This window comes from Paracoccus maritimus (assembly GCF_025195095.1).
Lineage (GTDB): Bacteria > Pseudomonadota > Alphaproteobacteria > Rhodobacterales > Rhodobacteraceae > Paracoccus > Paracoccus maritimus.
This window is the reverse complement of record NZ_JANAVZ010000002.1, coordinates 241,833-266,079: the sequence shown is the minus strand read 5'-3', so window position 1 is coordinate 266,079 and position 24,247 is coordinate 241,833. Positions and strand designations below refer to the sequence as shown.

General features: G+C 63.0%; 18 protein-coding genes and 2 tRNA genes. 5 read left to right on the top strand and 15 right to left on the bottom strand.

Going from position 1 to position 24,247, the window contains the following annotated elements:
- The first annotated feature begins 183 nt into the window (after positions 1 to 183).
- Complete coding sequence (acnA, locus tag MU516_RS04310; RefSeq protein ID WP_260275959.1) at positions 184 to 2,955, top strand: aconitate hydratase AcnA; 2,772 nt, start codon at positions 184 to 186, stop codon at positions 2,953 to 2,955.
- A gap of 485 nt (positions 2,956 to 3,440) precedes the next feature.
- Here the strand turns inward: acnA and MU516_RS04305 are convergent, their stop codons facing one another.
- The 5 genes from MU516_RS04305 to MU516_RS04285 all read right to left on the bottom strand — a co-directional run bounded on the left by MU516_RS04305 (position 3,441) and on the right by MU516_RS04285 (position 12,969).
- Positions 3,441 to 7,934 (bottom strand): Ig-like domain-containing protein, encoded by a 4,494-nt coding sequence (locus MU516_RS04305; RefSeq protein WP_260275958.1) that lies wholly within the window; start codon positions 7,932 to 7,934, stop codon positions 3,441 to 3,443.
- A gap of 693 nt (positions 7,935 to 8,627) precedes the next feature.
- Complete coding sequence (locus tag MU516_RS04300; RefSeq protein ID WP_260275957.1) at positions 8,628 to 10,892, bottom strand: adenosylcobalamin-dependent ribonucleoside-diphosphate reductase; 2,265 nt, start codon at positions 10,890 to 10,892, stop codon at positions 8,628 to 8,630.
- A 61-nt stretch (positions 10,893 to 10,953) separates the two neighbouring features.
- A complete protein-coding gene (olsA, locus tag MU516_RS04295) occupies positions 10,954 to 11,853 on the bottom strand; it encodes a lyso-ornithine lipid O-acyltransferase (protein WP_260275956.1) in 900 nt (299 codons plus the stop codon).
- Positions 11,850 to 12,632, bottom strand: a complete 783-nt coding sequence (olsB, locus tag MU516_RS04290) for an L-ornithine N(alpha)-acyltransferase (RefSeq protein WP_260275955.1) — start codon at positions 12,630 to 12,632, stop codon at positions 11,850 to 11,852. The genes olsA and olsB overlap by 4 nt, the downstream gene beginning before the upstream one ends.
- A 157-nt stretch (positions 12,633 to 12,789) precedes the next feature.
- Positions 12,790 to 12,969, bottom strand: a complete 180-nt coding sequence (locus tag MU516_RS04285) for a DUF3553 domain-containing protein (RefSeq protein ID WP_260275954.1) — start codon at positions 12,967 to 12,969, stop codon at positions 12,790 to 12,792.
- Between the two features lie 39 nt (positions 12,970 to 13,008).
- On the opposite strand from MU516_RS04285, the gene MU516_RS04280 reads away from it, so the two are divergent.
- Positions 13,009 to 13,641: a histidine phosphotransferase family protein gene (locus MU516_RS04280; RefSeq protein ID WP_260275953.1), complete on the top strand. Its 633-nt coding sequence runs from the start codon at positions 13,009 to 13,011 to the stop codon at positions 13,639 to 13,641.
- An 18-nt stretch (positions 13,642 to 13,659) separates the two neighbouring features.
- Here MU516_RS04280 and MU516_RS04275 read toward each other — a convergent pair whose 3' ends face one another.
- Positions 13,660 to 14,925: a glutamate-5-semialdehyde dehydrogenase gene (locus MU516_RS04275; RefSeq protein ID WP_260275952.1), complete on the bottom strand. Its 1,266-nt coding sequence runs from the start codon at positions 14,923 to 14,925 to the stop codon at positions 13,660 to 13,662.
- A gap of 108 nt (positions 14,926 to 15,033) precedes the next feature.
- On the opposite strand from MU516_RS04275, the gene MU516_RS04270 reads away from it, so the two are divergent.
- Positions 15,034 to 15,498 carry a DUF1203 domain-containing protein gene (locus tag MU516_RS04270; protein ID WP_260275951.1) on the top strand — a complete coding sequence of 155 codons (465 nt, stop codon included), beginning with the start codon at positions 15,034 to 15,036 and terminating at the stop codon, positions 15,496 to 15,498.
- A 47-nt stretch (positions 15,499 to 15,545) separates the two neighbouring features.
- Here MU516_RS04270 and MU516_RS04265 read toward each other — a convergent pair.
- From MU516_RS04265 to MU516_RS04255, 3 genes are all read right to left on the bottom strand, one after another.
- A tRNA-Asp gene (locus tag MU516_RS04265) sits at positions 15,546 to 15,622 on the bottom strand.
- 26 nt (positions 15,623 to 15,648) lie between these two features.
- Positions 15,649 to 15,725: transfer RNA gene (locus MU516_RS04260), tRNA-Asp, on the bottom strand.
- Positions 15,726 to 15,844: 119 nt separating this feature from the next.
- Complete coding sequence (locus MU516_RS04255; protein WP_260275950.1) at positions 15,845 to 16,945, bottom strand: anhydro-N-acetylmuramic acid kinase; 1,101 nt, start codon at positions 16,943 to 16,945, stop codon at positions 15,845 to 15,847.
- A gap of 56 nt (positions 16,946 to 17,001) precedes the next feature.
- Here MU516_RS04255 and tyrS point away from each other — a divergent pair, with 56 nt between their 5' ends.
- Together tyrS and MU516_RS04245 are read left to right on the top strand one after the other, a co-directional pair.
- Positions 17,002 to 18,246: a tyrosine--tRNA ligase gene (tyrS, locus tag MU516_RS04250; protein WP_260275949.1), complete on the top strand. Its 1,245-nt coding sequence runs from the start codon at positions 17,002 to 17,004 to the stop codon at positions 18,244 to 18,246.
- A gap of 114 nt (positions 18,247 to 18,360) precedes the next feature.
- A complete protein-coding gene (locus MU516_RS04245; protein WP_260275948.1) occupies positions 18,361 to 18,510 on the top strand; it encodes a hypothetical protein in 150 nt (49 codons plus the stop codon).
- A gap of 78 nt (positions 18,511 to 18,588) precedes the next feature.
- On the opposite strand, the gene MU516_RS04240 is transcribed toward MU516_RS04245, so the two are convergent.
- The 6 genes from MU516_RS04240 to MU516_RS04215 all read right to left on the bottom strand — a co-directional run bounded on the left by MU516_RS04240 (position 18,589) and on the right by MU516_RS04215 (position 24,154).
- Complete coding sequence (locus MU516_RS04240) at positions 18,589 to 19,638, bottom strand: SPOR domain-containing protein (protein ID WP_260275947.1); 1,050 nt, start codon at positions 19,636 to 19,638, stop codon at positions 18,589 to 18,591.
- Between the two features lie 71 nt (positions 19,639 to 19,709).
- Positions 19,710 to 20,342, bottom strand: a complete 633-nt coding sequence (gene upp / locus MU516_RS04235; protein WP_260275946.1) for a uracil phosphoribosyltransferase — start codon at positions 20,340 to 20,342, stop codon at positions 19,710 to 19,712.
- Complete coding sequence (locus tag MU516_RS04230; RefSeq protein ID WP_260275945.1) at positions 20,339 to 21,298, bottom strand: adenosine deaminase; 960 nt, start codon at positions 21,296 to 21,298, stop codon at positions 20,339 to 20,341. The genes upp and MU516_RS04230 overlap by 4 nt, the downstream gene beginning before the upstream one ends.
- Positions 21,295 to 22,482 (bottom strand): phosphopentomutase, encoded by a 1,188-nt coding sequence (locus MU516_RS04225; protein WP_260275944.1) that lies wholly within the window; start codon positions 22,480 to 22,482, stop codon positions 21,295 to 21,297. The genes MU516_RS04230 and MU516_RS04225 overlap by 4 nt, the downstream gene beginning before the upstream one ends.
- Complete coding sequence (locus MU516_RS04220; protein ID WP_260275943.1) at positions 22,479 to 23,762, bottom strand: thymidine phosphorylase; 1,284 nt, start codon at positions 23,760 to 23,762, stop codon at positions 22,479 to 22,481. The genes MU516_RS04225 and MU516_RS04220 overlap by 4 nt, the downstream gene beginning before the upstream one ends.
- Positions 23,759 to 24,154, bottom strand: a complete 396-nt coding sequence (locus MU516_RS04215) for a cytidine deaminase (RefSeq protein WP_260275942.1) — start codon at positions 24,152 to 24,154, stop codon at positions 23,759 to 23,761. The genes MU516_RS04220 and MU516_RS04215 overlap by 4 nt, the downstream gene beginning before the upstream one ends.
- Between the last annotated feature and the right edge of the window lie 93 nt (positions 24,155 to 24,247).

The window sequence follows — 24,247 nt, the reverse complement described above, 5'->3', positions numbered from 1 at the left end:
GAACAAATCAAGGCTTTGTTAGCCGTCGCGTGAATTGCGACCAGTGCCTCTTGAGCAACAGAGCTGCCTATGGTATGCAACGGCATACAATTCATCCTGACTGCCCTTGCGCTGCATTGCCGCATGGGGCAAATCAGGGGAACGCATGCCCGACCCATCCATCTTGCAGACAGGGAGGCCCTGATGCCGATCCAGACCGGAACCGATACCGCCAAGACACGCCGCACGCTGAGCGTGGGCGATCAAAAGGTCGACTACTTCTCTATCGCCGCCGCGTCCGATGCGGGCTTGGGCGATTTTTCAAAGCTGCCGGCCGCGCTGAAGGTCGTGCTGGAAAACATGCTGCGCTTTGAGGATGGCGGCAAGACCGTCAGCACCGACGATATCAAGGCCTTTGCGAAATGGGCCGACAAGGGCGGCAAGAACCCGCGCGAGATCGCCTATCGTCCGGCGCGCGTCCTGATGCAGGATTTCACCGGCGTGCCGGCGGTCGTCGATCTTGCCGCGATGCGCGACGGCATCAAGGCCCTGGGCGGCGATGCACAGAAGATCAACCCGCTGAACCCGGTCGATCTGGTCATCGACCACAGCGTGATGATCGACGAATTCGGCACACCGCGCGCCTTCCAGTTCAACGTGGAACGCGAATACGAGCGCAATATCGAACGCTATCAGTTCCTGAAGTGGGGCCAGAAGGCGTTCCAGAATTTCCGCGTGGTGCCGCCCGGAACCGGCATCTGCCACCAGGTGAACCTTGAATACCTGGCCCAGACCGTCTGGACCGACACCGATCAGAACGGCAACGAAGTCGCCTATCCCGACACGCTGGTGGGCACCGACAGCCACACCACCATGGTCAACGGCCTTGCCGTTCTGGGCTGGGGCGTCGGCGGGATCGAGGCCGAGGCCGCGATGCTGGGTCAGCCGATCTCGATGCTGATCCCGGAAGTGGTCGGATTCAGGATCACCGGCGCCATGATGGAAGGCGTCACCGCCACCGACCTGGTGCTGAAGGTCACGCAGATGCTGCGGGCGCATGGTGTTGTGGGCAAATTCGTCGAGTTCTACGGCGACGGTCTGGACAACATGCCGCTGGCCGACCGTGCCACGATTGGCAACATGGCCCCGGAATACGGCGCCACTTGCGGCTTCTTCCCGATCGATCAGATCACGCTGCAATATCTGGAACAGACCGGCCGCGACAAGGACCGCATCGCGTTGGTCGAGGCCTATGCGAAAGAGAACGGGTTCTGGCGTCACGAAGGCTATGAGCCGGTCTACTCCTCGACCCTGCATCTGGATCTGGCCGATGTGGTGCCCGCGATTTCCGGCCCCAAGCGTCCGCAGGACCACACGCCGCTGGACCAGTCGGCCGACGCGTTCCTGAAGATGGTTCGCGGCGTGCGTTTCCCCGATGCCACGGACGACGCCGAAACCGACTGGCGCGAAGAAGGCGGGACGCGCGATCCCGGCTATGTTCCCGGGGGCCGTCACAAGGGCTTTTCGGAAGGCAAGGTCGAGGGCGAGGATTACACGCTGCATGACGGCAGCATCGTGATCGCCTCGATCACCTCATGCACCAACACCTCAAACCCGTCGGTGCTGATCGCCGCCGGTCTGGTGGCCCGCAAGGCACGCGAACTGGGCCTGAACCGCAAGCCCTGGGTCAAGACCTCGCTGGCTCCGGGATCGCAGGTCGTCAGCGAATACCTGGAAGCCGCCGGTCTTCAGGACGATCTGGACGCGATCGGCTTCAATCTTGTGGGGTATGGCTGCACTACCTGCATCGGCAATTCCGGTCCGCTGGAGCCCGCGATCTCGAAGTCGATCAACGAGAACGACCTGATCGCCGTGTCGGTGCTGTCGGGCAACCGCAACTTCGAGGGACGCATCTCGCCCGACGTGCGCGCCAACTATCTGGCCTCGCCGCCGCTGGTCGTGGCCTACGCGCTGGCCGGCGACATGAATATCGACCTGACGCGTGACCCGCTGGGGACCGACAAGGACGGCAATCCGGTCTATCTGAAGGATCTGTGGCCCAGCACCAAGGAGGTCGCGGACCTGGTGGCCAGCGTCGTCACGCGCGAGATGTTCATCGACAAATACGGCGATGTCTTCAAGGGCGACGAACGCTGGCAGGGCGTCGAGGTGACCGACAGCGAAACCTATGACTGGCCATCGACCTCGACCTATATCCAGAACCCGCCCTACTTCCAGGGGATGTCCAAGGAGCCGGGCAGCATCCACAATATCGAGGGCGCCCGCGTCCTGGCATTGCTGGGCGACATGATCACCACCGACCACATCTCGCCCGCCGGGTCGTTCAAGGAATCGACGCCGGCCGGACGCTATCTGACCGAACGTCAGGTGCCGCCGCGCGAGTTCAACAGCTATGGTTCGCGGCGCGGCAACCACGAGGTGATGATGCGCGGCACCTTCGCCAATATCCGCATCAAGAACGAGATGCTGGACGGCGTTGAGGGTGGTTTCACCAAGGGACCGGACGGCAAGCAGGAAGCGATCTATGACGCGGCGATGGAATACGCCGATCAGGGCACGCCCCTGGTGATCGTCGGCGGCGTCGAATACGGTGCCGGCTCGTCTCGGGACTGGGCGGCCAAGGGCACCAACCTTCTGGGCGTCAAGGCCGTGATCGCGGAATCCTTCGAACGCATCCACCGGTCGAACCTGGTCGGCATGGGCGTCATTCCGTTCGAGTTCACCGACGGCGACAGCCGCAAGACGCTGAAGCTGACCGGCGACGAAACCATCTCGATCGAGGGGCTGGATGGCGATTTCAAGCCATTGTCGCTGGTGCCGTGCAAGATCACCTATGCCGATGGCACGACGAAGGAGATCAAGCTGAAGGCCCGCGTCGATACCGAGGTCGAGATCGAGTATCTGAAGAACGGCGGCGTCCTGCACTATGTGCTGCGCAACCTCGCGGCGGGCTGAAACAGGACCAGTTCAAGATGCGGAACCCCCGGCCTGGCGCCGGGGGTTCTTTTTCGTTTTGGGGACAAGCCCTCGCCAATGGCCCGCTGCGCGAATGTATCGGCGGTGGAAACAGCAGCGTGATGAAAATCGGTGACCGCTGATCCGAGGGCGCAAGTTCACGTCGCGAAACGCCCCCCTACAGCATGTGATCACCAGGTTCGGCATGCCCCGCAAGATCTGCGCCACAGTTTCGATCCTGCTGGCGGGCGGCCATTTCGATACGATAGAAGTTCCGATTGGTGCGGCGCGCTGCGCCGAGCCGCACGCGAAACGACCGGGTCAGGCCCTGGGTCCATGAGCACCGCGGCTTGCACGGTCACGGAACACGTCGCGTCGTTTCTGAAATCGCTGTCTGGTATTTTCTTTTGCCCGCCCTTCCCGGGGCGGGATTGCCCTGCCCCGGCGTTTTCTCGCCGGGGCAGGACGGTGATCGACGGATACGATCACATGTCGAACATGTCCGCCTGCATCGCCTCGTGCATCATTCCGCTTCCAGGCATCACGGTGACGAAAGCCTCGCCCCTGGTGAAGTTGCCCTCTTCATCGGCCGCCCAGTAAGTAAAGTGATCTTCCCCGACGAAGCCTTCGTTCGGCCGATACAGCACGGTGCCGTCATCCTGCATGTAGACCGTGCCGTTCCGCGAGTCGATCAAGCCATCGACATAGACCCGTCCACCATCGGGATCGCTGTCGTTCGCCACCAGATCGATGATCAGATCCTGATTGACCGAGGTGCTGACACGGTCGTCGCGCGCGATCGCCCCCCGACCGCCAAGATCGACGACACCGTTGAACGGATAGCTTCTTTCCAGCATCGCGGCAGAGTAGTCCAGTTCGAAGACCAGCATCTGCTTGACCATCTCGCCTGTGGCCCTGTCCGAAATGTAGTCCTCGACCAGCGCGACCGGCGTCCCATCCGGCAATTCCCAATACCCGTTTGCATTGAGAAACTGATCGACGCCCCAGATCCCCTGCTGCTCAAGATCGAAGTTGCGTTCGATATCGCCGATGGAATCCGTCTTGATGCCATCGAAGAACATATGCTCGCGATCGGACACGATCCGGTCGGCGGTCAGGCGGAATTCAAGCCGGCCGGGCGTCAGATCACCCCCGCCCAAGACCTGCAATTGTCCCGGATAATTCTGCCGGATATCCGAGTTGGAGATGTTCAGGAACTCTCCGTCGATGACGACATTTTCCAGGCCTCGGCCCGAACCGGTATCGACATTGGCATTATCGGTCAGATTGAAGGCATGTTCGAAGCCGTCGATCCGAATGTTGTTGAACACCATGTCGAAGGCGTTGCCACCCAGATTGACGCCCTGATAGGCGCGATCGGTCACCTCGCCGGGTTCGGGTCGCTGGCCCACCAGATCGAAATCCAGATAGGTATAGTGGCCGGTATAGCTGACGGCGACGCCCTCGCGTGTTTCCCAGTTCAGGAAACCATCGAAGACGCTGCGCACGTCATGGGCCTGATCGGGGTTCTGCTTGACGACGATCAGCCCGGTATTGGTGCCGAACGCCTCGTTGTCGCGGAAGCCCTGGATCGGCGCCTTGTCGGTTTCCAGCATGTCCCGGCCATAGCCCAGTTCGTACTGATGCATCGTGTCGGGGTCGATGCTGTCGCGTTCACCCCGGTGAAGCCAGACGAACCCATGGGTGGTGTTGGCCGCCACGTTTTCGACCACTTCGACCAATCGGCCCGCGAACCAGAAACCGTCGCCTGTCCGCCCGTCATTGCCATCCACCTCGCTGTGCTTCACGGCGATGTCGCCGGCGGCCCAGCCTTCGCCCTTGATGGCGATATTGCGATACCAGGTGCCGGTCTCGTTTCCGTCCTCGGCGACAAAGGATGCCCCCCAGACGTCATAGGCGACGTTGTTGGTCAGGTCGGCGTTCGAGGAATGCTGCACGAAACCCCATCCCGGCGATCCGTCCACGACGTTGCCCACAACGCTGGCCGGGTTTTCGATATCGGCGACCCCGGCTTCATGGATGTGGAAGGAATAGCGCGCCTCGACATTCGTGTCGGGCGACAGGTTGCCGACGCCGCCGAACGCGCTTGCCGGTCCGGCAAATTCGGATTTGTCGGTACGACCCAGATCGTTGAAGCCCGCATAGCGCACGTCGATATTGTCGTTGTGCATGAACATGACATGGCCGCGCTGATGGGCGGGCAGATCCTCTCCCCCTTCGCTGGAGAAGGTCACATTGCGGGTCATGTTGGCCACATAGGCCTTGAGATCGTCGCGTGGCGTGTCGTGATCGAAGGTCAGCGGCCGGTCCAGCGAGATGGTGTTGCCGTTGATCGCCGTGATGACCACTTCCTCATCCTGGCTTTCCGCGAAATCCGTCGCCTGGATGTCGTTGTTCCAGTAGAAGCCCTGCTGATAGGTGCCGGTCAGGACAAGCTTGTCGCCGACCTGCCAGCCCGTCGGAGCCTCGGCCAGGGTCAGCGTCGTGTCGCCGGCCATCGCATCGACCTGCACCTTCAGATGCGAGCTTTTCTCTTGTCCGGCAATATCCACCTCGCCGAACGCGACCATGCCGCGCGACAGCAGCGCCGGATCCCAGCCCACGTCGATATTCCCGTTGTCGGCAAAGACGATATCGACCGAGGTTCCCGCCTCGATCGGATCATGCGCCGTGCCGATTTCCAGACGTCCCGACGGCGAAACCACCAGCGTATCGACCAGAAGACGGCTGTCCTGGTCGGTCGCGAAATGCAGCTCGCCATCGACGCGAACGGTAAAGATCGAGGCGTCGTTCTGCTGGCTGTAGCCGACCGAGATCCCCTCGGGGATCAGCACGCGCGCACCCTCGCCGGGAACTTCGCCGTTATGCCAGGTGGACGGGTCGTTCCAGTCGCCATGACCGATCGCTACATGCGTGGAGTCGCTGCGATCAACCAGATTCAGCGTCGCCATGTGGTTGGCCATCCCGGCGGGATGCCCCTCCATCATGTCCTCGGGCATGTTCATGACCATGTTGACGAAGGCCGCGATCTCGGCCGGGGTCTGCGGCGGATCGATCGGCTCGAACGAGCCGCCACCGTGGTGATGCCCACCTGAACCGCTGTCGCCACCATCCGAGCCGCCATGATCGCCCGAACCACTGTCGCCGCCGTCCGAGCCGCCGTGATCGCCCGATCCGCTGTCGCCGCCGTCCGAGCCGCCGTGATCGCCCGATCCGCTGTCGCCGCCGTCCGAGCCGCCGTGATCGTCCGATCCACTGACATCGACCAGAACGCGCGCTTGGTCGCGCCCGCCATTTCCGTCACCGACAAGATAGCTGAAGCTGCCTTCACCTTCGCCATTTCCGACAAACCGGATCTGGTCGCCGACGATCTCGGCAGAGCCGTTGGTCACATCGTCAAGGCGGATAATCGACAGGTCGTCGCCGTCCGCATCACTGTCGTTCTGCAGCAGATCGGCGATGTCGATGGTCAGAACCTGTCCGGCCTCGACCTCATAGCCGTCGTCGTCGTTCGCCTGGGGTGCATCGTTTACGGCAGTTACATTGACCACGACCCGAGCCGCGTTAATGCGCCCGTTGCCGTCGTTCACGAAATACACAAAGCTGTCCCGACCATTGAAATTGTCATCGGGAACATAGGTCACAGTGCCATTCGGATTTCTGACGACCGTCCCGTGCGCGGGCTGATCGAGACGATACATCGTCAACGGATCGCCATCTGGATCGCTATCGTTTTCAAGAGGATCCAGCGTCACCTGTCCGTCCTCGTCGATCCGGCGAACGTCATTTCGCGCGTGCGGTGCCCGGTTCTCCTCAGGGGTGCCAGTGGCACCACCGGTGACAGCAATCGATACGGTGGCCGTATCGCGCCCGCCGTTCCCGTCGCCTAGCACATAACGGAAACTGGCATCGCCCGCACCGTTGCCGATGAACCGGATCTGGTCGCCGACGATATCGGCGGTGCCGTTCCTGACATCGCTCAGTCCCAGGATCGACAACGCATCGCCGTCGGCGTCGCGGTCATTGGACAGAAGCTCGGAAATGTCCAGCATAAGAGTCTGCCCGGCCGCGACCGAGAAACCGCCGTCCCCGACAGCGTCGGGCGCATCGTTCACAGGCGAGACGTCGATGACCACGCGGGCCGTATCTTCGCCGCCGCGCCCGTCGGAAATCGTATAGGTAAAGCTGTCGCGGCCATGAAAATCGGCCTCTGGAACATAGGTCAATGTCCCGTCCGCGTTGCGCGTGACCGTGCCGTGATCGGGATCGCTGATGGCGCCCAGGGTCAGGCTGTCTCCGTCTGCGTCCGTGTCGTTCGCCAGCGGATCCAGCGTCAGCCGTCCATCCTCTGCCACCTGCATCAAATCGTTGCGAGATTCCGGCGGCGTGTTCGTCGGCACACCGGTAGTCTCGGCCGCGTATCTCAACCTGTCGCCGCCAAGATATTCCAGCGGGCCGCCGTTCAGCCGATGCCCGATGCGCAGTTCGGATGCGCCCCACTGCTCGAAATAATCGACATTGATCGTGTACCATCCGGCTTCGCTGACCGTCACCTGACCCTCGGTCAGGCCGCTTGCGCGCGGATCGGAATATTGCGCGACCAACTCGTCACCAATGGTCAGGCGGAAACCGTCATCGGTCATGTTGTAGAAACTGTGCCGCCCGGCCTCGAGATAGATCTGTCCCGAAAAATGCAGCGCATACTGATCCGAAATGGCGCGCGTCGCCGGATCGCTCAGCGTTTCCGCGTCCTCTCCAAGAAAATCGCGCAATGTGCCGTATGACGCAGAGTAATCGAACGCGTCCGATACAAAGGTCGCGTCCGGGTCGCGCTGCATGCTGTCGAGTGCGTCGAACAGGCTGTCAAAATCTTCGCCTGTATATACCGCGCCGTGCAGGCCTGTTTCATAGTTCACGCCCGTCGACAGATCGCCCGCCGAAACCGGAGTCCTAGCCATTTCCCGAAGACCTTCCCAAAAGATTTCCCGCGACCCGGGCAGCAGTGCCCGTGTCGGTCAGTCGATTTCGTTTCCGACGCGGCCAAGAAGGCACATACAACTTAACATGGTACTAACGGAGAATACGCCGAGAGGTTAGCGCGACCATATTTTAGGCCATGAACGCGGCGCAAGGATGGCTCGGTGCCAATAGGCGGGATCGGCGGTTTTTTACCATCTCGCAGAAAACCTAGGCACAGCCGCGCCAACAGAATCGAATAAGATCAATTTGATCATCAATTGAAATGCGAATCACCCGGCATTCTGAAACCTGTGGTTGCAGGAGGCGCGAACATAACGCTCATAATGTCTCGATGCTTCGATTCGAAGATTTCCGAATCACCTTGCTTTGCGAACGCAGCAGATTTCTGCTTTTCACTTCCAGCGAAATTCCGGGAAATTAACCTTTTCTTTACAAAGAGCACCGAGGATTTTCGAATGGACCGGTTCGGCTTGCTTCCGGAGAATGCCGCAGGGCAGCAAAGTGAACAAAAATACGACCGGAAACTCTATTGCACTGCACATATAAATAGACGCCGACTTATGTGCTTCGCAACGCATGTCAGGCATAGAAGTTTTCCGCCCAGCTTGGTGTCGTGATGACATACAGCTGGGCGAAAAATGCAAAGTCAGAATAATGTAGGGATTAAACCCCTAGCCGCATTTTGAGTGACCACAGCTTGGACAGGTCATGCAGCCTTCGACCATGCGCATTCCATATTGCCCGCATGACGGACAGGCGGGACCGCGCGGCGCTTCGCCGACGGCGACCGCCTCGGCCTTCGGGTCGGTTTTCAGCCCCATCCCCTCGCCTTCCAGGAAGCCGATCGAGATCATGTGGCGTTCGATCACACCGCCGATCGCCGCCAGGATCGAGGGCACATAGCGGCCCTGCATCCAGGCGCCGCCGCGCGGATCGAAGACAGCTTTCAGTTCCTCGACCACGAAGGACACATCGCCGCCGCGCCGGAACACGGCCGAGATCATCCGCGTCAATGCGACCGTCCAGGCATAGTGTTCCATGTTCTTCGAGTTGATGAAGACCTCGAACGGACGGCGATGCCCCCCCTGCACGATATCGTTGACGGTGATATAGATCGCGTGTTCGCTGCCCGGCCATTTCAGCTTGTAGGTCGTGCCTTCCAGCGCGGCGGGCCGGTCCAGCGGCTCGGTCAGATAGACCACGTCCGCACCCTTGTCGGCCTCGGGGGTGCTTTCGGTCTTTTCGCTGACCGACAGGACGCTGCCCGTGACCTCGTTAGGACGATAGGTTGTGCAGCCCTTGCAGCCCAGGTCCCAGGCTGACAGATACACGTCCTTGAAATCCTCGAAGCCGATATCCTCGGGGCAATTGATCGTCTTGCTGATCGAACTGTCCACCCAGTCCTGCGCCGCCGCCTGCATGGCCACGTGATCCTTGGGCGCCAGGGTCTGCGCGTTGACGAAATAATCCGGCAGCGGCGCATCACCCTTCAGGTCGCGCCACATCTGGACGGCATAATCGACGACCTCTTCCTCGGTCCGCGAGCCGTCCTTTTGCAGAACCTTGCGCGTGTAGGCATAGGCAAAGACCGGCTCGATCCCCGAAGAGACGTTGCCCGCATAGAGGCTGATCGTGCCGGTCGGCGCGATGCTGGTCAGCAGCGCGTTGCGGATACCATGCTTTGCCACCGCGTCGCGCACCTGGGAGTCCATTTTCGACATGAAGCCCGAGGCAAGGTATTTCTTGGCATCAAACAGCGGGAAGGCGCCCTTCTCCTTGGCCAGATCGACGCTGGCAAGATAGGCGGAATTGGCGATGGCCTTCATCCAGGCGCGGGTCTGTTCCACCGCATCTGGCGCGCCGTAACGCAGGCCCAGCATTAGCAGCGCATCGGCAAGGCCCGTCACGCCCAGGCCGATCCGGCGCTTGGCCTGCGCCTCGGCCTCTTGCTGGGGCAGCGGGAATTTCGAGGCGTCGACGACGTTGTCCATCATCCGGATCGCGGTACGGACCAGGTCATCCAGCGCCTTTTCATCCAGCTTCGCCGCGTCGGTGAACGGGTCGGTGACCAGCCGCGCCAGGTTGACCGAACCCAGCAGGCAGGCGCCATAGGGCGGCAGCGGCTGTTCGCCGCAGGGATTGGTCGCGGCTATCGTCTCGGCGTAGTTCAGGTTGTTGGCCTTGTTGATCCGGTCGATGAAGATCACGCCCGGCTCGGCGTAATCATAGGTTGCCTTCATGATCCGGTTCCACAGATCGCGCGCCTGAACCGTGCGATAGACCTTGTCGCCATAGGTCAGTTCCCACGGACCATCGGCCTTGACAGCCTCCATGAAGTCGTCCGTGACCAGAACCGACAGGTTGAACATGCGCAGACGCGCACTGTCCTGCTTGGCCTCGATGAACTGTTCGATATCGGGATGGTCGCAGCGCATCGTGGCCATCATCGCCCCGCGCCGCGAGCCCGCAGACATGATCGTGCGGCACATCGCGTCCCACACATCCATGAAGCTCAGCGGGCCGGAAGCGTCTGCCGCTACGCCCTTCACCTCGGCGCCGCGCGGGCGGATGGTGCTGAAGTCATAACCGATCCCGCCACCCTGCTGCATGGTCAGCGCGGCTTCCTTCAGCATGTCGAAGATGCCGCCCATGCTGTCGGGAATCGTCCCCATGACGAAGCAGTTGAACAGCGTCACCGCCCTGCCCGTTCCGGCCCCCGCAAGGATGCGGCCGGCCGGCAGAAACTTGAAATCCTCAAGCGCGGCATAGAACCGGTCTTCCCATTTCGCAGGCTCTGCCTCGACCCGCGCCAGATCGCGCGCAACACGGCGCCAGCTGTCCTCGATCGAGGTATCGACGGGCTGTCCCGCGCCATCCTTCATCCGGTACTTCATGTCCCAGATCTGTTCGGCGATAGGGGCGGCAAAGCGGGTCATGGGGCATTCCTTGGTATCGAGGGCGGGAGACTGTACCAGATATTGTCGGATCTGCGAAGCTTCAATCGCTTTTTTCCACGGCCAGAATGTTCCCTTCAAGCCCTTGGCGAACCGCGATTTCGCATTTCAGAGAAAGGGTCTTGCGCGTCTCGTCCGCGACGGAAATCGGCGCATGCAGAATGACATCGACGCTTCCCTGGCGAGGTGCCGACAACACGGCCAGCAAATGATCGGCCAGTGCCATGTCGGCCCACCAGCCGTAGAAGCGCGGATCCGCGTCCGGCGGCGCGTGATAGATCACGCTCATCGGCTGGATGGCCAGCCCGTCGGGCAGATCCGGGTCCAGGAACCCCTGAAACAGCGTCGGCTTGAACGGCAGGACACGCCTGCCATCGGTCGATGTGCCCTCGGGGAAGAACAGCAGGCGATGGCCCGCACGGATCCGGGCCGCGAATTCCAGTGCCTGCGCCCGAGCGTGTTTCGGGTCGCGAACGACGAAATGCGTGTTGGTGACGGCCGTCAGGATATTGATTCCAGGCCAGCCCCGAACCTCGGCCTTGCTGACGAAAAAGATCGGCATGGCCGCATTCATCGCCAGGATGTCCAGCCAGCTTGAATGATTCGCCACGACCGCGCCTGGGCCGCGCATCGGCTGCCCCTTGCGCCGCCAACCGATGCCAATGCAGCTTAACACCAGCCTGCACACCACCCCGACATACGGCCCTGTCCAGGGTCGCCGCGCGCCGTAAACCAGACGCTCGGTCCCACGCATCGGCAGGATCAGGATCACCCCCGCCAGCAACACCAGGATCGCCGGCACGCCGCGCCGGACGACACGCCACCAGCCGCGGAAGCCGCTGGGACGTGGCAGCGCCGGCGGCACGCCCGCCCGCCAGGTTGCATCGCCTCGACCCGGATCAATCCGGATGCCGCCCGAGGTTTCGGCTGATTGGCGGGTCATTGCGGTTGCCAGCGGCTTTCATAGAACTTGCGGTGCTTCTCGGACATCATCTTTGTGTCCATCAGCAGAAAGACATCCGTGGTGTTGAAATCGCGATCCACGAAGGCACCGTCACCCACCAGCCCGCCAAGCCGAAGATAGGCCTTGATCAAGGCCGGCATCGCCACCAGCGCCTCGCGGCGGTCAAGCCGGTCGGCGGGGATCAGGTTCATGTCCTGATACCCTTCGGGTCGTGCACGCGGGCACAGTTCTGCGGGTGCCAGATGATGGTGATGCAGCCAGCTCAGCGACGGCGCCAGAGTCTGGATATCGGTGCCGTGAAAGCTGGCGACGCCGAACAGAACCTCGATGCCCAGTTCCAGCACATAATCCGCCAGTGCATTCCACAGCAGGAACATACCGGATCCGCCACGATAGGCCGGATCGACACAGGACCTGCCAAGCTCCAGCACCGAACGCCCCGAGTTTCGCAGCGGCGTCAGGTCATATTCCGCATCGCAGTAAAAGCGGCCGAATTCCCTGGCCCGCTGACCCGGCAGAAGGCGATAGACGCCGACGACATGATCCAGTTCCTCGGCCGAACGGCGCCGGTCCACCAGGCAGAGATGATCCACCACCGGATCGAACTCGTCCCGTTCCAGTCGCGCGTCATGATCCACCAGCGGTCCGGTCCCGCCAAGTTCCTCGATGAACACCCGATAGCGCAGCCGTTGCGCCGCCAGCAGATCGCGTTCGGTGGTGGCGATGCGGATGTCGAAATATGACGGATCAGACTTCATGCGGCCTTCATCTGCAAAGCATGCTGCGGCGCTGGCCTGTCTAGGGGGGGCGGCAGAGGTTTGCAACAGATGCGACGACACGAAGCTGGGTGCGATGCAACTATCTCTTGCATGACACAATCTTTGGTTGCAATTCTTGCGCCATGCACCGAGCCGTTCATCCCTTGTCGAATCCCACGATCTGCAGCGTCACGCGACGACCGTCGATGACCTTCTTGCCCGCTTCGAGGAAGTTCACGGTGATACGATCCCCAATGCGTGACTGGACCTGCCCGTCGCCCCAGTCGGGGGCGTCGGGATGTCTGACGATCATGCCGGGTTCAAGTATCTCGTTCACAGCCAACGCTCCGCTCAACCCCACGAAAGGTAATCCCGCATGAGCCTTGATACAACGCAGATCGCGCCGGGCGATCTTGCCGCATTGCTGGGATCGCGCCTGTGTCACGATCTGGTTTCACCGCTGGGGGCGATTGGCAACGGCGTCGAACTGCTTGAAATGTCGACCGATTTCCCGACAATCGCCCAAAGTCCCGAATTGCGTCTGATCGCGGAATCGGTGGCGGCGGCGCGGTCGCGAATTCAGGCGTTCCGGATGGCCTTCGGCCACGCCCAAGGCGATCAGCGGGTTGCGCGCGTCGAATTGTCCCGGCTGCTTGACGGTATGGCTGCGCATGGCAGGCTGCGGATCGAACTGGACGCCGACGGAGATTTCGCCCGCCCCGAGATCCGCATGGTGATGCTGGCGCTGATGTGCCTGGAAACCGCCATGCCCTGGGGCGGACGGGTCATGGTCCTGCGCAAGCTGCCCGGCTGGCAACTGGTCGCGGAAAGCGACCGGATGCGTCCCGACCCGGCGCTTTGGTCCTGGCTTTCCGACGGCGCGACAGGCCCTTCGCGCAATCCGTCTCCGGCCGAGGTGCAATTCGCGTTGCTGGCCGAAGCCGCGCGCGGATCAGGCCGCGCGCTGGCGTGGGAGCTGGATGAGAAAGGCGCCGAAATCGCCTTCTAGCCAGCCCTGGAATTCTCTCTAGCTTCTGATCGTGCCATCTCCGCTGACCAGATACTTGAAGCTGGTCAGTTGTTCGGCACCGACCGGACCGCGTGCATGCATCTTGCCGGTTGCGATGCCGATTTCCGCGCCCATCCCGAATTCGCCGCCATCGGCAAACTGGGTCGAGGCGTTGTGCATCAGAATCGCACTGTCCAAACCGGCGAAGAACCGTTCGGCGGTGGCGTCGCGTTCGGTCAGGATGGATTCGGTGTGCTGGCTGCCATGGCGTCGGATATGGTCGATCGCCCCGTCCACGCCATCGACCAGCTTGGCGGCAATGATCATGTCCAGAAACTCGCGCCCGAAATCGTCGGGCTGGGCCGGCACGGTGCCCGGCAGATCTGCCAATTCGCCCTCGGCGCGCACTTCGACCCCGGCCTGCACCAGATCGGCGATCAGCGCCTCGCGCAGCGCTGGTTTCGCCCCACGGTCGATCAGCAGGCATTCGGCGGCACCGCAGATGCCCGTGCGGCGGGTCTTTGCGTTCAACACAACTCGACAGGCTTTTTCGGCGTCGGCATCGCGATCGACATAGATGTGACATATGCCCTCGAGATGCGCGAAAACCGGCACCCGCGCCTCGCGCTGGACAAGCCCGACAAGGCCCTTGCCGCCGCGCGGGATGATGACGTCGATCAGACCTTGCGCCCTCAGCATGGCCGAAACCGCCGCGCGATCGCGAGTCGGCACAAGCTGTATCGCCGCCTCGGGCAGACCGGCCTGACGCAACCCCTCGACCATGCAGCCATGAATCGCCTGGCTTGAATGCAGGCTTTCCGATCCGCCCCGCAGGATCACCGCATTGCCCGACTTCAATGCCAGCGCACCGGCATCCGCGGTGACGTTGGGTCGGCTTTCATAGATCACCCCGATCACCCCGATCGGCGTGCGAACGCGGCGGATATGCAGCCCGGTCGGGCGGTCCCACTCGGCGACGACCTCACCCACCGGATCGCGTTGCTCGGCCACGGCGCGCAGCCCGTCCTCGATCCCGCGCAGCCGGTCCTCGTCCAGCCTCAGCCGGTCGATCATCGCCTCGCTCAGCCCCTTTTCGCGACCGAACTGCAGATCACGGGCATTCGCCTCGAGGATCGCCGGCACATTGCGTCGGATCGACTCGGCCGCACCGATCAGCGCGGCGTGTTTGCGTTCGGCGCTTGCCGTCGCCAGTTCGACAGCCGCCGCGCGCGCGGCCTGCCCCATCTGTTCGATCAGCGCCTCGGCGTCGTCCATATCCTTCATCGCCCGTGATCCTTGCCCGTCTTTTTTCGAATGTAACGCCCGTTCCGCGCGCCCGCGCGACCCGGAGTCCCTGCATAACCAATCGGGATGCAGAACAGGAGTCCCGATATGACCATTCGTTTTCTCGCGATCAACAGTGCGACCGCATGGGCGTTGCGAACCGGGCTTGATGCAAATGGTCTGTCCGCCGAACACGCAGGTTCGTCCAGCGGCACGGGCACGCCATGTCGGCATTGCCTGCGGCAGGTTCCGCCGGGCCGCCCGTATCTGATCGCCGCGCACCGGCCCTTTTCGGGGCTGAACCCCTACACCGAAACCGGCCCGGTCTTCCTGTGCGACGACGCGTGTCCGATGGCAGGAACCGAATTTCCGACTGACATCCTGACTGCGCAGACCCATATCGTGCGCGGCTACTGCAGCAGGGAACGCATCCTTTATGGCACCGGCGGGGTGATCGCGACCGAACACATCACCGCGCGCTGCACCGAACTTCTTGCACGGCCCGAGGTTGCGTTCGTCCACATCCGGTCGGCCAGCAACAACTGCTTTCTGTGCCGTGTGGAACGCGCCTGATGCGATCACGACGCAAGAAACCGGGCACGGACTGAAAGGAAGGGAAATGGCGCGGTTGACGGGGCTCGAACCCGCGACCCCCGGCGTGACAGGCCGGTACTCTAACCAACTGAGCTACAACCGCGCATATATCCGGGCGAAAGGTGTAAGTGGCGCGGTTGACGGGGCTCGAACCCGCGACCCCCGGCGTGACAGGCCGGTACTCTAACCAACTGAGCTACAACCGCACACTCACCTTGCTCCGGCTGATCGCCCGCCGAAGTGAGGGGCGGTTTACGCAGTGCGCACGGTCGCGTCAAGAGAGCAGAACAAAAAATCGCGCCGTCATTTTCGCGGCGGCAAACGCCTAGTGCGGATGGCTGATCCGACCGCCGCAACTGGGCGTCGGGACTCCGGTCGTCAGCGGACCCGAAATGGGCAATCCACGCTGGACACGCACCGCAAGCCATCCGAAGGCCTGCGCTTCCAGCATGTCGCCATCCAGCCCTGCCGCCTCGACCGGTTGCACATCCGCATCAAGCCGGTCGCGCAGCGACCGCATGATCGCCGCATTGTGCCGCCCGCCGCCGCAGACCAGCACCGTGTCCGGGGCCGACGGCAGCCATCTCCACCCCGATGCCACCGCCCCCGCCAACGCGGAAACCAGCGTTGCGGCGGCATCGGCGTCGTCCAGATCCTGAACCGCGCGCGGCAAGTCCGCGAACTGGTCACGATCCAGGGATTTCGGCGGTGGCCGTTCGAAATAGGGATGGCGCAGGAAATCCCCCACAATCCGTTCATCCGCGAGGCCTGAAGCGGCCAACGAGCCGTCGGCGTCATGGGGGAGACGACGACGTGTCCGCATCAGGTCGTTGATCGGTGCGTTGGCGGGACCGGTATCAAAGGCCAGACACGCGCCGGGGGCTTCGGGCGCGGACGCGGCCGGATCGACCCAAGTGATGTTGCCCACCCCACCCAGATTGAGAAACGCAACCGGGCTGCGGACCAACAGACCGTTTCCGGCGGCCCAGTCCGCGCAGGCCCAGTGGAAGAACGGTGCCAACGGCGCACCTTCGCCGCCGCGCCGCACATCCTCGCGGCGGAAATCCCAGATCACGGGTCGCCCGGTGGCCTGCGCCAGTACCGCACCGCTGCCTGCCTGATGCGTCCCGCGGCCACGCGGATCATGGGCCAGAGTCTGGCCGTGATAGCCGATCAACTCGGCCTCGGGAAATTCGCCAGCCAGCGCGGCATGGCTTGCGATCGAGACTTCGGCGGCATCCGCCACCCCTTCATCGTCGGGCCAGCGCCCAAGCGCCGCGTGCAATGCGGCGGATTCGTTGTCGGAATACGCCCGGAACGCACTGCGACCAAAGCCGCCGATACGAACACCGTCGGTCTGGATCAGCGCCGCATCGACACCGTCCATAGATGTGCCAGACATCATTCCCAAGGCCCGTATCATCATGCTTTTCCTTTGCTTCCCCAGCCGGTATATCCGCCCCGATCAGAAGGAAACAGCCCATGACCCATGCCCCAAAGTCCGACTTCCTGCGCGTGATGATCGAACGTGGCTATGTCGCCGACTGCACCGATTACGAAGGGCTGGACCGTGCGCTGCTGGCCGGGCCGGTGACGGCCTATATCGGCTATGATGCGACCGCCGCTTCCCTGCATGTGGGCCATCTGCTGAACATCATGATGCTGCGCTGGTTCCAGAAGACCGGCAACCGGCCGATCACGCTGATGGGCGGCGGCACCACCAAGGTCGGCGATCCGTCCTTCCGGTCCGAGGAACGGCCGCTTCTGGACGCCGCGGCGATCCAGTCGAATATCGACGGTATGGGTCAGGTCTTTGCACGCTATCTGGACTATGGCGACAACGCGGCGCTGATGCTGAACAACGCCGAATGGCTGGACGGGCTGAACTATCTGGAATTCCTGCGCGATATCGGCCGGCATTTCAGCGTCAACCGGATGCTGAGCTTCGAGTCGGTGAAATCCCGGCTGGACCGCGAACAGTCGCTGTCCTTCCTGGAATTCAACTACATGATCCTGCAGGCCTATGATTTTCTTGAACTTCACCGCCGCTATGGCTGCCAGTTGCAGATGGGCGGATCGGATCAATGGGGCAATATCGTCAATGGGATCGACCTGACCCGGCGCGTGGACGATGCGGTGATCTGGGGGCTGACCTCGCCTTTGCTGACGACCAGCGACGGGCGCAAGATGGGCAAGTCTGCGGGAGGTGCGGTCTGGCTGAGCAGCGCGATGCTGTCGCCTTACGAGTTCTGGCAGTTTTGGCGCAACACCACCGACGCCGATGTGGGCCGTTTCCTGAAGCTGTATACTGAACTGCCGGTCGAGGAATGCGACCGTCTTGGCGCGCTGCAAGGGTCCGAGATCAACGAGGCCAAGATGCGCCTTGCCAACGAGGTGACAACGCTTCTGCACGGTGCCGACGCGGCAGCCAGCGCCGAGGCGACGGCTCGCGAGGTCTTCGAACAGGGCGGCGCGGGTGGCGATCTGGAAATCGCCACCCTGCCCGCCGGGTCGCTGGACGGCGGATTGTCGGTCGTTCAGATGCTGGTCCAGACCGGCATCACCGCCAGCGGCAAGGAGGCCAAGCGCCTGATCGCCGAAGGCGGGCTGCGCCTTAACAACGATCCCGTCAGCGATCCGCAACTGCCCATTGACGAGGCGCTGATCGGCGACGGACTGAAAGTCTCGGTCGGCCGGAAAAAGCATCGCATGGTGCGGGTCGGCTAGCATCGTGCGTCCGTAACGTCTCGGTGACGGTGCGTTACGAAGGCTGGAAATGGCGTTTGATGCCGACTAAGTGGCCGCTCGTGGAGGAGATCACTCCATGACCGGAGACGAGACATGAGCCAAGCGTCAAAGCCGCAGAGCATCGCGGACCGCAAGCGCGCCCAGGAGGCCGAAGCGGTGCTGGACCAGATGTATGCCTATTACAGCCGAGACGAACGGCCCCGCATCGTCGTGACCGAATTCGACGCGCAGCGCGCAGCCTGATCGCCCATGTCGGGCCAACCCGGCAAGCATCAGCAGCGTGCCACCCAGGACGTGCCGGCAGTCATCGGCGATAGCGCGTCAGCGTGCCACGGCGTTGGGATATCCGCTGTCGCGCAACCGGTTCAGTGCCTCGACCAGATCGCGCCGGTCGGTGAACGGCCCTGCCAGAATGACCCTCAGGACGCGATCACCGTCACGGTCGCGCCTCTGCGCCACGCGAAATCCCATCGCGGACAATTTGCGGATGGCGGACACCGCGTTCCCGTCATCCGCATATCCGCCGATCTGGACATAGCGCGCCGAGGCCGGGATCATCTCGACCGTGGGTGCCTGCGCCTGGGCTGACCTGGACGCCAGTCCGCGACCCAGCGCAGAATTTGCGACCCGTGACGGGTCGGACTTGCGGGTGGGCGAGACGGCGTGGTCCGTCCGGCGATCCACGGCAACTGACTCTGCGGCCTGCGGGCCGGCCCGTTTTGTTTCCGGTCTGGCGGACGACGCGATTTGCGCGTTCTCGCGTTCGTCGCGTTTCCCGACCTTGATGATCCGTTCTTCCGGCACCGGGGCGCGCATGCCTGCGCACAGCCCTTGGGTGACGTCGCCGCCAAGGATTGGTGCGGCATTCCCAACCGGCTGATATCCCAGCAAGTCGCAAAGCCTGGAACTACTGCCGGCAGCGCCCGACAGAACGCCACGCAACGCAGCCTGCTGCGCGGCAAGCTGACCCAACTCGTCGGTGACCGGATCATTGCGGCGAAGGATCGGCGGATCGCGGCGTTCCGCGACCGGCGCGGGGTCCGCGTTGAATTCACCCTGCCGCAAGCCCGACGCAAGCGTTTCGATCAGGATATCCTCGGCCGAAGGCTGCGATTCTTCCTGGGCAGAGGATAAGACACGTTCACTGTCAGGATCCGTGCGCCGCGATGACAAGGTCGGGGGAAAACCACAGATGGCCGCGCCGGATCTGTCCAGACGCGGAACCCATCCGCTGCCGTCGCGCAGGAAAACGCAGCCTTCGCCGTCGATATACTGGCCGCCGGCGAATTCCGGCGGCGGTTGCGGCACCGGGGCGGCCTGCACCGTGGCCGTCAACGCCATCATCCAGACCGCACACCACCACACCCGCATCCATCCACCCGCGATTCGACCCTTTGGCCCAGAGCTAGGCCAAAAGCCTGAAACACAGGTTAACGACCGGGCTACTTGGTGCCGAACATCCGGTCACCGGCATCGCCCAGCCCCGGGACGATATAGCCGTGATCGTCCAGGCGCTCATCCAGCGCGGCGGTCCAGATCGGCACGTCGGGATGGGCTTCGCGCATTCGCGCAACACCTTCAGGTGCGGCCAGAAGGCACAGGAAACGCAGGTTTTTCGCCCCGCGCGCCTTCAGCATGTCGATGGCCGCGACCGAGGAATTCCCGGTTGCCAGCATCGGATCGACGACAATGGTCATGCGCTGATCCAAGGCCGGAACCTTGCAATAATATTCGACCGGCTGCAGCGTTTCGGGATCGCGGTACAGCCCGACGAATCCGACACGCGCCGCCGGGATCAGTTCCAGGATTCCGTCCAGCAATCCGTTGCCCGCCCGCAAGATCGAGATCAGAGCAAGCTTCTTGCCTTCCAGCGTTGGCGCCTGCATCTGGCACAACGGGGTGTCGATGGTCGTCGTGGTCAGTTCCAGTTCGCGCGTCACCTCGTAAGCCAGAAGCAGGCTGATCTCGCGCAGCAATCGCCGGAAACTGGCGGTCGAGACGTCCTTCTGACGCATGATCGTCAGCTTGTGCTGGACCAGCGGGTGGGTGATGACGGTCAGATGCGGGTCGGTCACGGGAATTCCTTTCTCAGCCTGTCGCGGGTCGGGGTATCGCAGAACGCGGCTTCGACCGCCCATCGGTTGATCTGTGCGAAGTCGTCTTCGCCCCAACCGAAGGCATCGGCAAGCCGGTCGTATTCATGCCGCATGGTCGTGTAGAAGAACGGTGGGTCATCGGTCGAGACGGTCACCTTGACCCCGGCATCCGCCAGCCGTGCGATCGGATGCAACGACCAGCCAGGATACAACCCCAACGCCACGTTCGAGCCGGGACAGACCTCCAGCACGGTGCCGCGCGCAACCAGATCCCGGACCAGCGCGTCATCCTCGATCGCGCGGACGCCGTGTCCCAGCCGCGTCACGCCCAGATCCAGAGCCTGCCGGATACTGTCGGGTCCGCCCCATTCGCCGGCATGGCAGGTCAGGCCCAAGCCTGCCTCGCGTGCGCAATCGAAACTCCACCGATAATCGGTTGCCTTTCCAACGGCTTCTGCGCCACCCATGCCAAATCCGGTGATCCAGTTCCCGGCGGTTTCCGCCGCACATAATGCCGATGCCTTGGCACGATCAGGTCCGAAATGCCGGATGCAGGTGACGATGCCCCGGCTGTCGATGCCGTGCGCCCGCATCTGGTCTGCGACCTCGATCATCGCCGCCAAATAGTCGCGCCACGCGGCCAGATCGCCACCGCCACAAAATTCGGGAGAGACGAAAAGCTCGGTATAGATCACGCCCTGCTCGGCGCTGCGTTCCAGCACGTCGCGCAGCAGCCGCGCATAGTCGCGGGGAGTCTGCAGCACGCTTGTCGCGGCCTCATAGACCCGAAGGAAGTCGTCGAAACCGTCATAGGCATAATGTCCGCGCGCATCGAAGATCCGCGACAGGTCGGCATGTTTTTCCGCGGCCAACGCACGGACAAGACCCGGCGGTGCCGCGCCTTCTAGATGAAGATGAAGCTCTATCTTGTTCAAATAAAAGACTTTCCATGTTGCGGCGCGGGCAGTTCCAGATGCGCCATGATCGACGCGCCAATATCGCTGAAACCGACCAGCCCGAGCCCCCTTGCCCCCAGGCCGAAGCCCAGCACCGGCACCCGTTCGCGCGTGTGGTCGGTGCCGGTCCAGGATGGATCGTTGCCGTGATCGGCAGTGAAGATCGCCAGATCGCCCGGCCCAAGCAGGTTCATGAACTGGCCCGCCACGCTGTCGAACCATTCCAGCTGTGCGGCATAGCCGGGAATATCGCGGCGATGTCCGAAATTGGTGTCAAATTCGACGAAATTGGCAAATGTCAGGCTGCCGGGCTCGGCCTCGCGTCCCAATCGCAGAAGGTGATCGGCCAGATCGGCGTCGGACTTTCCCTTGTGCAGATGCGTGATGCCACGGTGGCTGAAGATATCGCCGATCTTGCCGACGGCATGCGTCACGCGACCGGCGCCGGCAGCAATGTCCAGAATCGTATCTGCAGGCGGTGCGATGGCGAAGTCGCGGCGATTGGGCGTGCGGCTGAATTCGCCCGGTCGCTCACCCAGGAAAGGCCGCGCGATGACGCGACCCACGCGCATCTGATGCAACATCGGCGCCAGCCCCTCGCACAGCGCGATCAGGCGATCCAGGCCGAAATGATCCTGATGTGCGGCGATCTGCAGCACGCTATCGACCGAGGTATAGCAGATCGGCCAGCCGGTCCTGAGATGTTCGGCCCCGAAATCCTCGATCACCTGGGTTCCCGATGCATGGCAATTTGCCAGAATGCCCTGGGTTCCGGCCAGTTCGCAGATGCGCGCGGTCACCGCGTCTGGAAAGGCTGGAACGGTCTTCGGAAAATAGGTCCATTCCCACGGCACCGGCACGCCGGCGATTTCCCAATGACCGGATGGCGTGTCCTTGCCGGGCGAAATCTCTGTCGCGCCGCCCCATAACCCTTCTGCCGCCGCCGTCAGCCCCGGCGCGTCCAGCCCCGAGGCAAGCCGGATCGCCGCGCCAAGTCCCAGACGATCCAGATTGGGCAGGTGCAGTGTCTGCGCCTGGGCGATGTGGCCGACGGTATTCGCGCCGGTATCGGGCGTATCATTGTTGAAGAACTGCCCGGCATCCGGCGCCCCGCCGATTCCGACACTGTCCATGACGATCAGGAAGGCGCGGTTTCGGGTCATGCGCTGATCCTGTCACGGACCAGCGGACCCGCGACGGCGGCCTCACCAATCCTGTAGGCGGCCTGCACGGCGGCAACGGCGATACCCGCAGCAGTCTGGTCGGCGGCATGAACCATCGCCACGGGCCTGTCCGGTCCGACCGGTTCGCCCAGCTTGGCCAACGCGCTCAGACCCACGCGATGATCGATCCTCTCACCCGCTCGGACACGCCCGCCGCCAAGCGCGACAATGGCGTGTCCCAGCGCGCTCACGTCGATCGCCGCAACCGCGCCCTGCCCGACCGGAACCGGACAAATGACAGGGGCTGTTTCAAGATACGCGTCGGGCCGGTCCAGAAGGTCGTGCGGCCCGCCCTGCGCGGCAACCATCCGACCAAAGGTTTCGGCCGCCGCGCCCGAATCGATCAGTCCTGCCAGACCATCCGGGTCCCGCCCGACCAGACGAAGACATTCGGCCGCCAGTTCCAGCGTCAGATCGCGCAGCGCGCCGCCTTCGCCGCCAAGGACGCGGATCGCCTCGGCGACCTCCAGCGCGTTCCCGGCGCTGCGCGCCAGCGGCTGGTCCATGTCCGAAATCAAGGCCGAGCTGCGGCAACCCGCGCCATTCGCGGTCTGCACCAATGCGCGCGCCAGCCGGTCGCTGCTGTCGGGCTTCTTCAGGAAGGCACCCGACCCCGCCTTCACATCCAGCACCAGCGCATCAAGCCCCGCCGCCAGCTTCTTCGACAAGATCGAGGCGGTGATCAGGTCGATCGATTCGACCGTGGCCGATTCGTCCCGGATCGCATAAAGACGGCGATCCGCAGGCGCGAAATCGGCGGTCGCAGAGACGATCGAACAGCCGACGTTTTCAACAATCCGGCGAAACTGTTCCTCGGGTTGATCGCAAATATAGCCCGGGATCGCCTCCAGCTTGTCCAGGGTGCCGCCGGTGTGACCCAGCCCCCGCCCCGAGATCATCGGCACATAGACCCGGCTTGCCGCCAGAAGCGGCGCCAGGATCAGGCTGACCGTGTCTCCGATGCCGCCGGTCGAATGCTTGTCCACCACCGGACCCGGCAGTTCCCAGCGCATCACATGACCGGAATCCCGCATCGCGCGGGTCAACGCCACGCGGCCGTTGTCGCCCGCACCCCGCGTCAGCACCGCCATCGCAAAGGCGCCCGCCTGCGCATCGCTGACCGATCCGTCGGCCAACCCCTGCGCGATCAAGGAAGCGCCCGGCCCGTCCAGACCTCGGCCATCACGAATGGCCGCTATGACCGCGCGCGGATCTGTCATTCGGCCTTGCTCATATGGCCCGCGTCGAAGCGGCCGGGCAGCAATTCACCGATCGTCGTCGCCAGGGTCGCACCGTCGATCGTCGCCAGCAGAACCCGGGTGTCATGACGCCCGAACTCGGCCAGCTTCTGCCGGCACCCTCCGCAGGGAGGAACCGGAGACGGGCTGTCCGCGATCACCGCCACCTCTACCAGTTCGGTCTCGCCCGCCGCGACCATCGCGGCAATCGCCCCGGCCTCGGCGCAGGTGCCTTCGGGATAGGCCACGTTTTCGACATTGCAGCCGCGATAGATGGCGCCGGACGGGCCGCGCACCGCAGCGCCAACCTTGAACCGCGAATAGGGCACATAGGCCATTTCGCGAACCTCGCGCGCCGCATCCAGAAGTGACATGGCTTTCCCTCATTCCGGTCGATGATGGCAGTTTTGCGCCTTGGGCGGCACCAACGCAAGCCGAAGCCGCCTGTTCCTTGTCCGAGAAATGGT

Coding starts and splice junctions, on each gene's coding strand:
- olsB (WP_260275955.1), bottom strand. CDS start 12,632: ATGAAGTCTGATCCGTCATATTTCGACATCCGCATCGCCACCACCGAA.
- MU516_RS04255 (WP_260275950.1), bottom strand. CDS start 16,945: ATGATGATACGGGCCTTGGGAATGATGTCTGGCACATCTATGGACGGT.
- MU516_RS04215 (WP_260275942.1), bottom strand. CDS start 24,154: ATGTCACTTCTGGATGCGGCGCGCGAGGTTCGCGAAATGGCCTATGTG.
- MU516_RS04280 (WP_260275953.1), top strand. CDS start 13,009: ATGAGCCTTGATACAACGCAGATCGCGCCGGGCGATCTTGCCGCATTG.
- MU516_RS04225 (WP_260275944.1), bottom strand. CDS start 22,482: ATGACCCGAAACCGCGCCTTCCTGATCGTCATGGACAGTGTCGGAATC.
- acnA (WP_260275959.1), top strand. CDS start 184: ATGCCGATCCAGACCGGAACCGATACCGCCAAGACACGCCGCACGCTG.
- MU516_RS04305 (WP_260275958.1), bottom strand. CDS start 7,934: ATGGCTAGGACTCCGGTTTCGGCGGGCGATCTGTCGACGGGCGTGAAC.
- olsA (WP_260275956.1), bottom strand. CDS start 11,853: ATGACCCGCCAATCAGCCGAAACCTCGGGCGGCATCCGGATTGATCCG.
- tyrS (WP_260275949.1), top strand. CDS start 17,002: ATGACCCATGCCCCAAAGTCCGACTTCCTGCGCGTGATGATCGAACGT.
- MU516_RS04245 (WP_260275948.1), top strand. CDS start 18,361: ATGAGCCAAGCGTCAAAGCCGCAGAGCATCGCGGACCGCAAGCGCGCC.
- MU516_RS04270 (WP_260275951.1), top strand. CDS start 15,034: ATGACCATTCGTTTTCTCGCGATCAACAGTGCGACCGCATGGGCGTTG.
- MU516_RS04220 (WP_260275943.1), bottom strand. CDS start 23,762: ATGACAGATCCGCGCGCGGTCATAGCGGCCATTCGTGATGGCCGAGGT.
- MU516_RS04300 (WP_260275957.1), bottom strand. CDS start 10,892: ATGACCCGCTTTGCCGCCCCTATCGCCGAACAGATCTGGGACATGAAG.
- MU516_RS04275 (WP_260275952.1), bottom strand. CDS start 14,925: ATGAAGGATATGGACGACGCCGAGGCGCTGATCGAACAGATGGGGCAG.
- MU516_RS04240 (WP_260275947.1), bottom strand. CDS start 19,638: ATGCGGGTGTGGTGGTGTGCGGTCTGGATGATGGCGTTGACGGCCACG.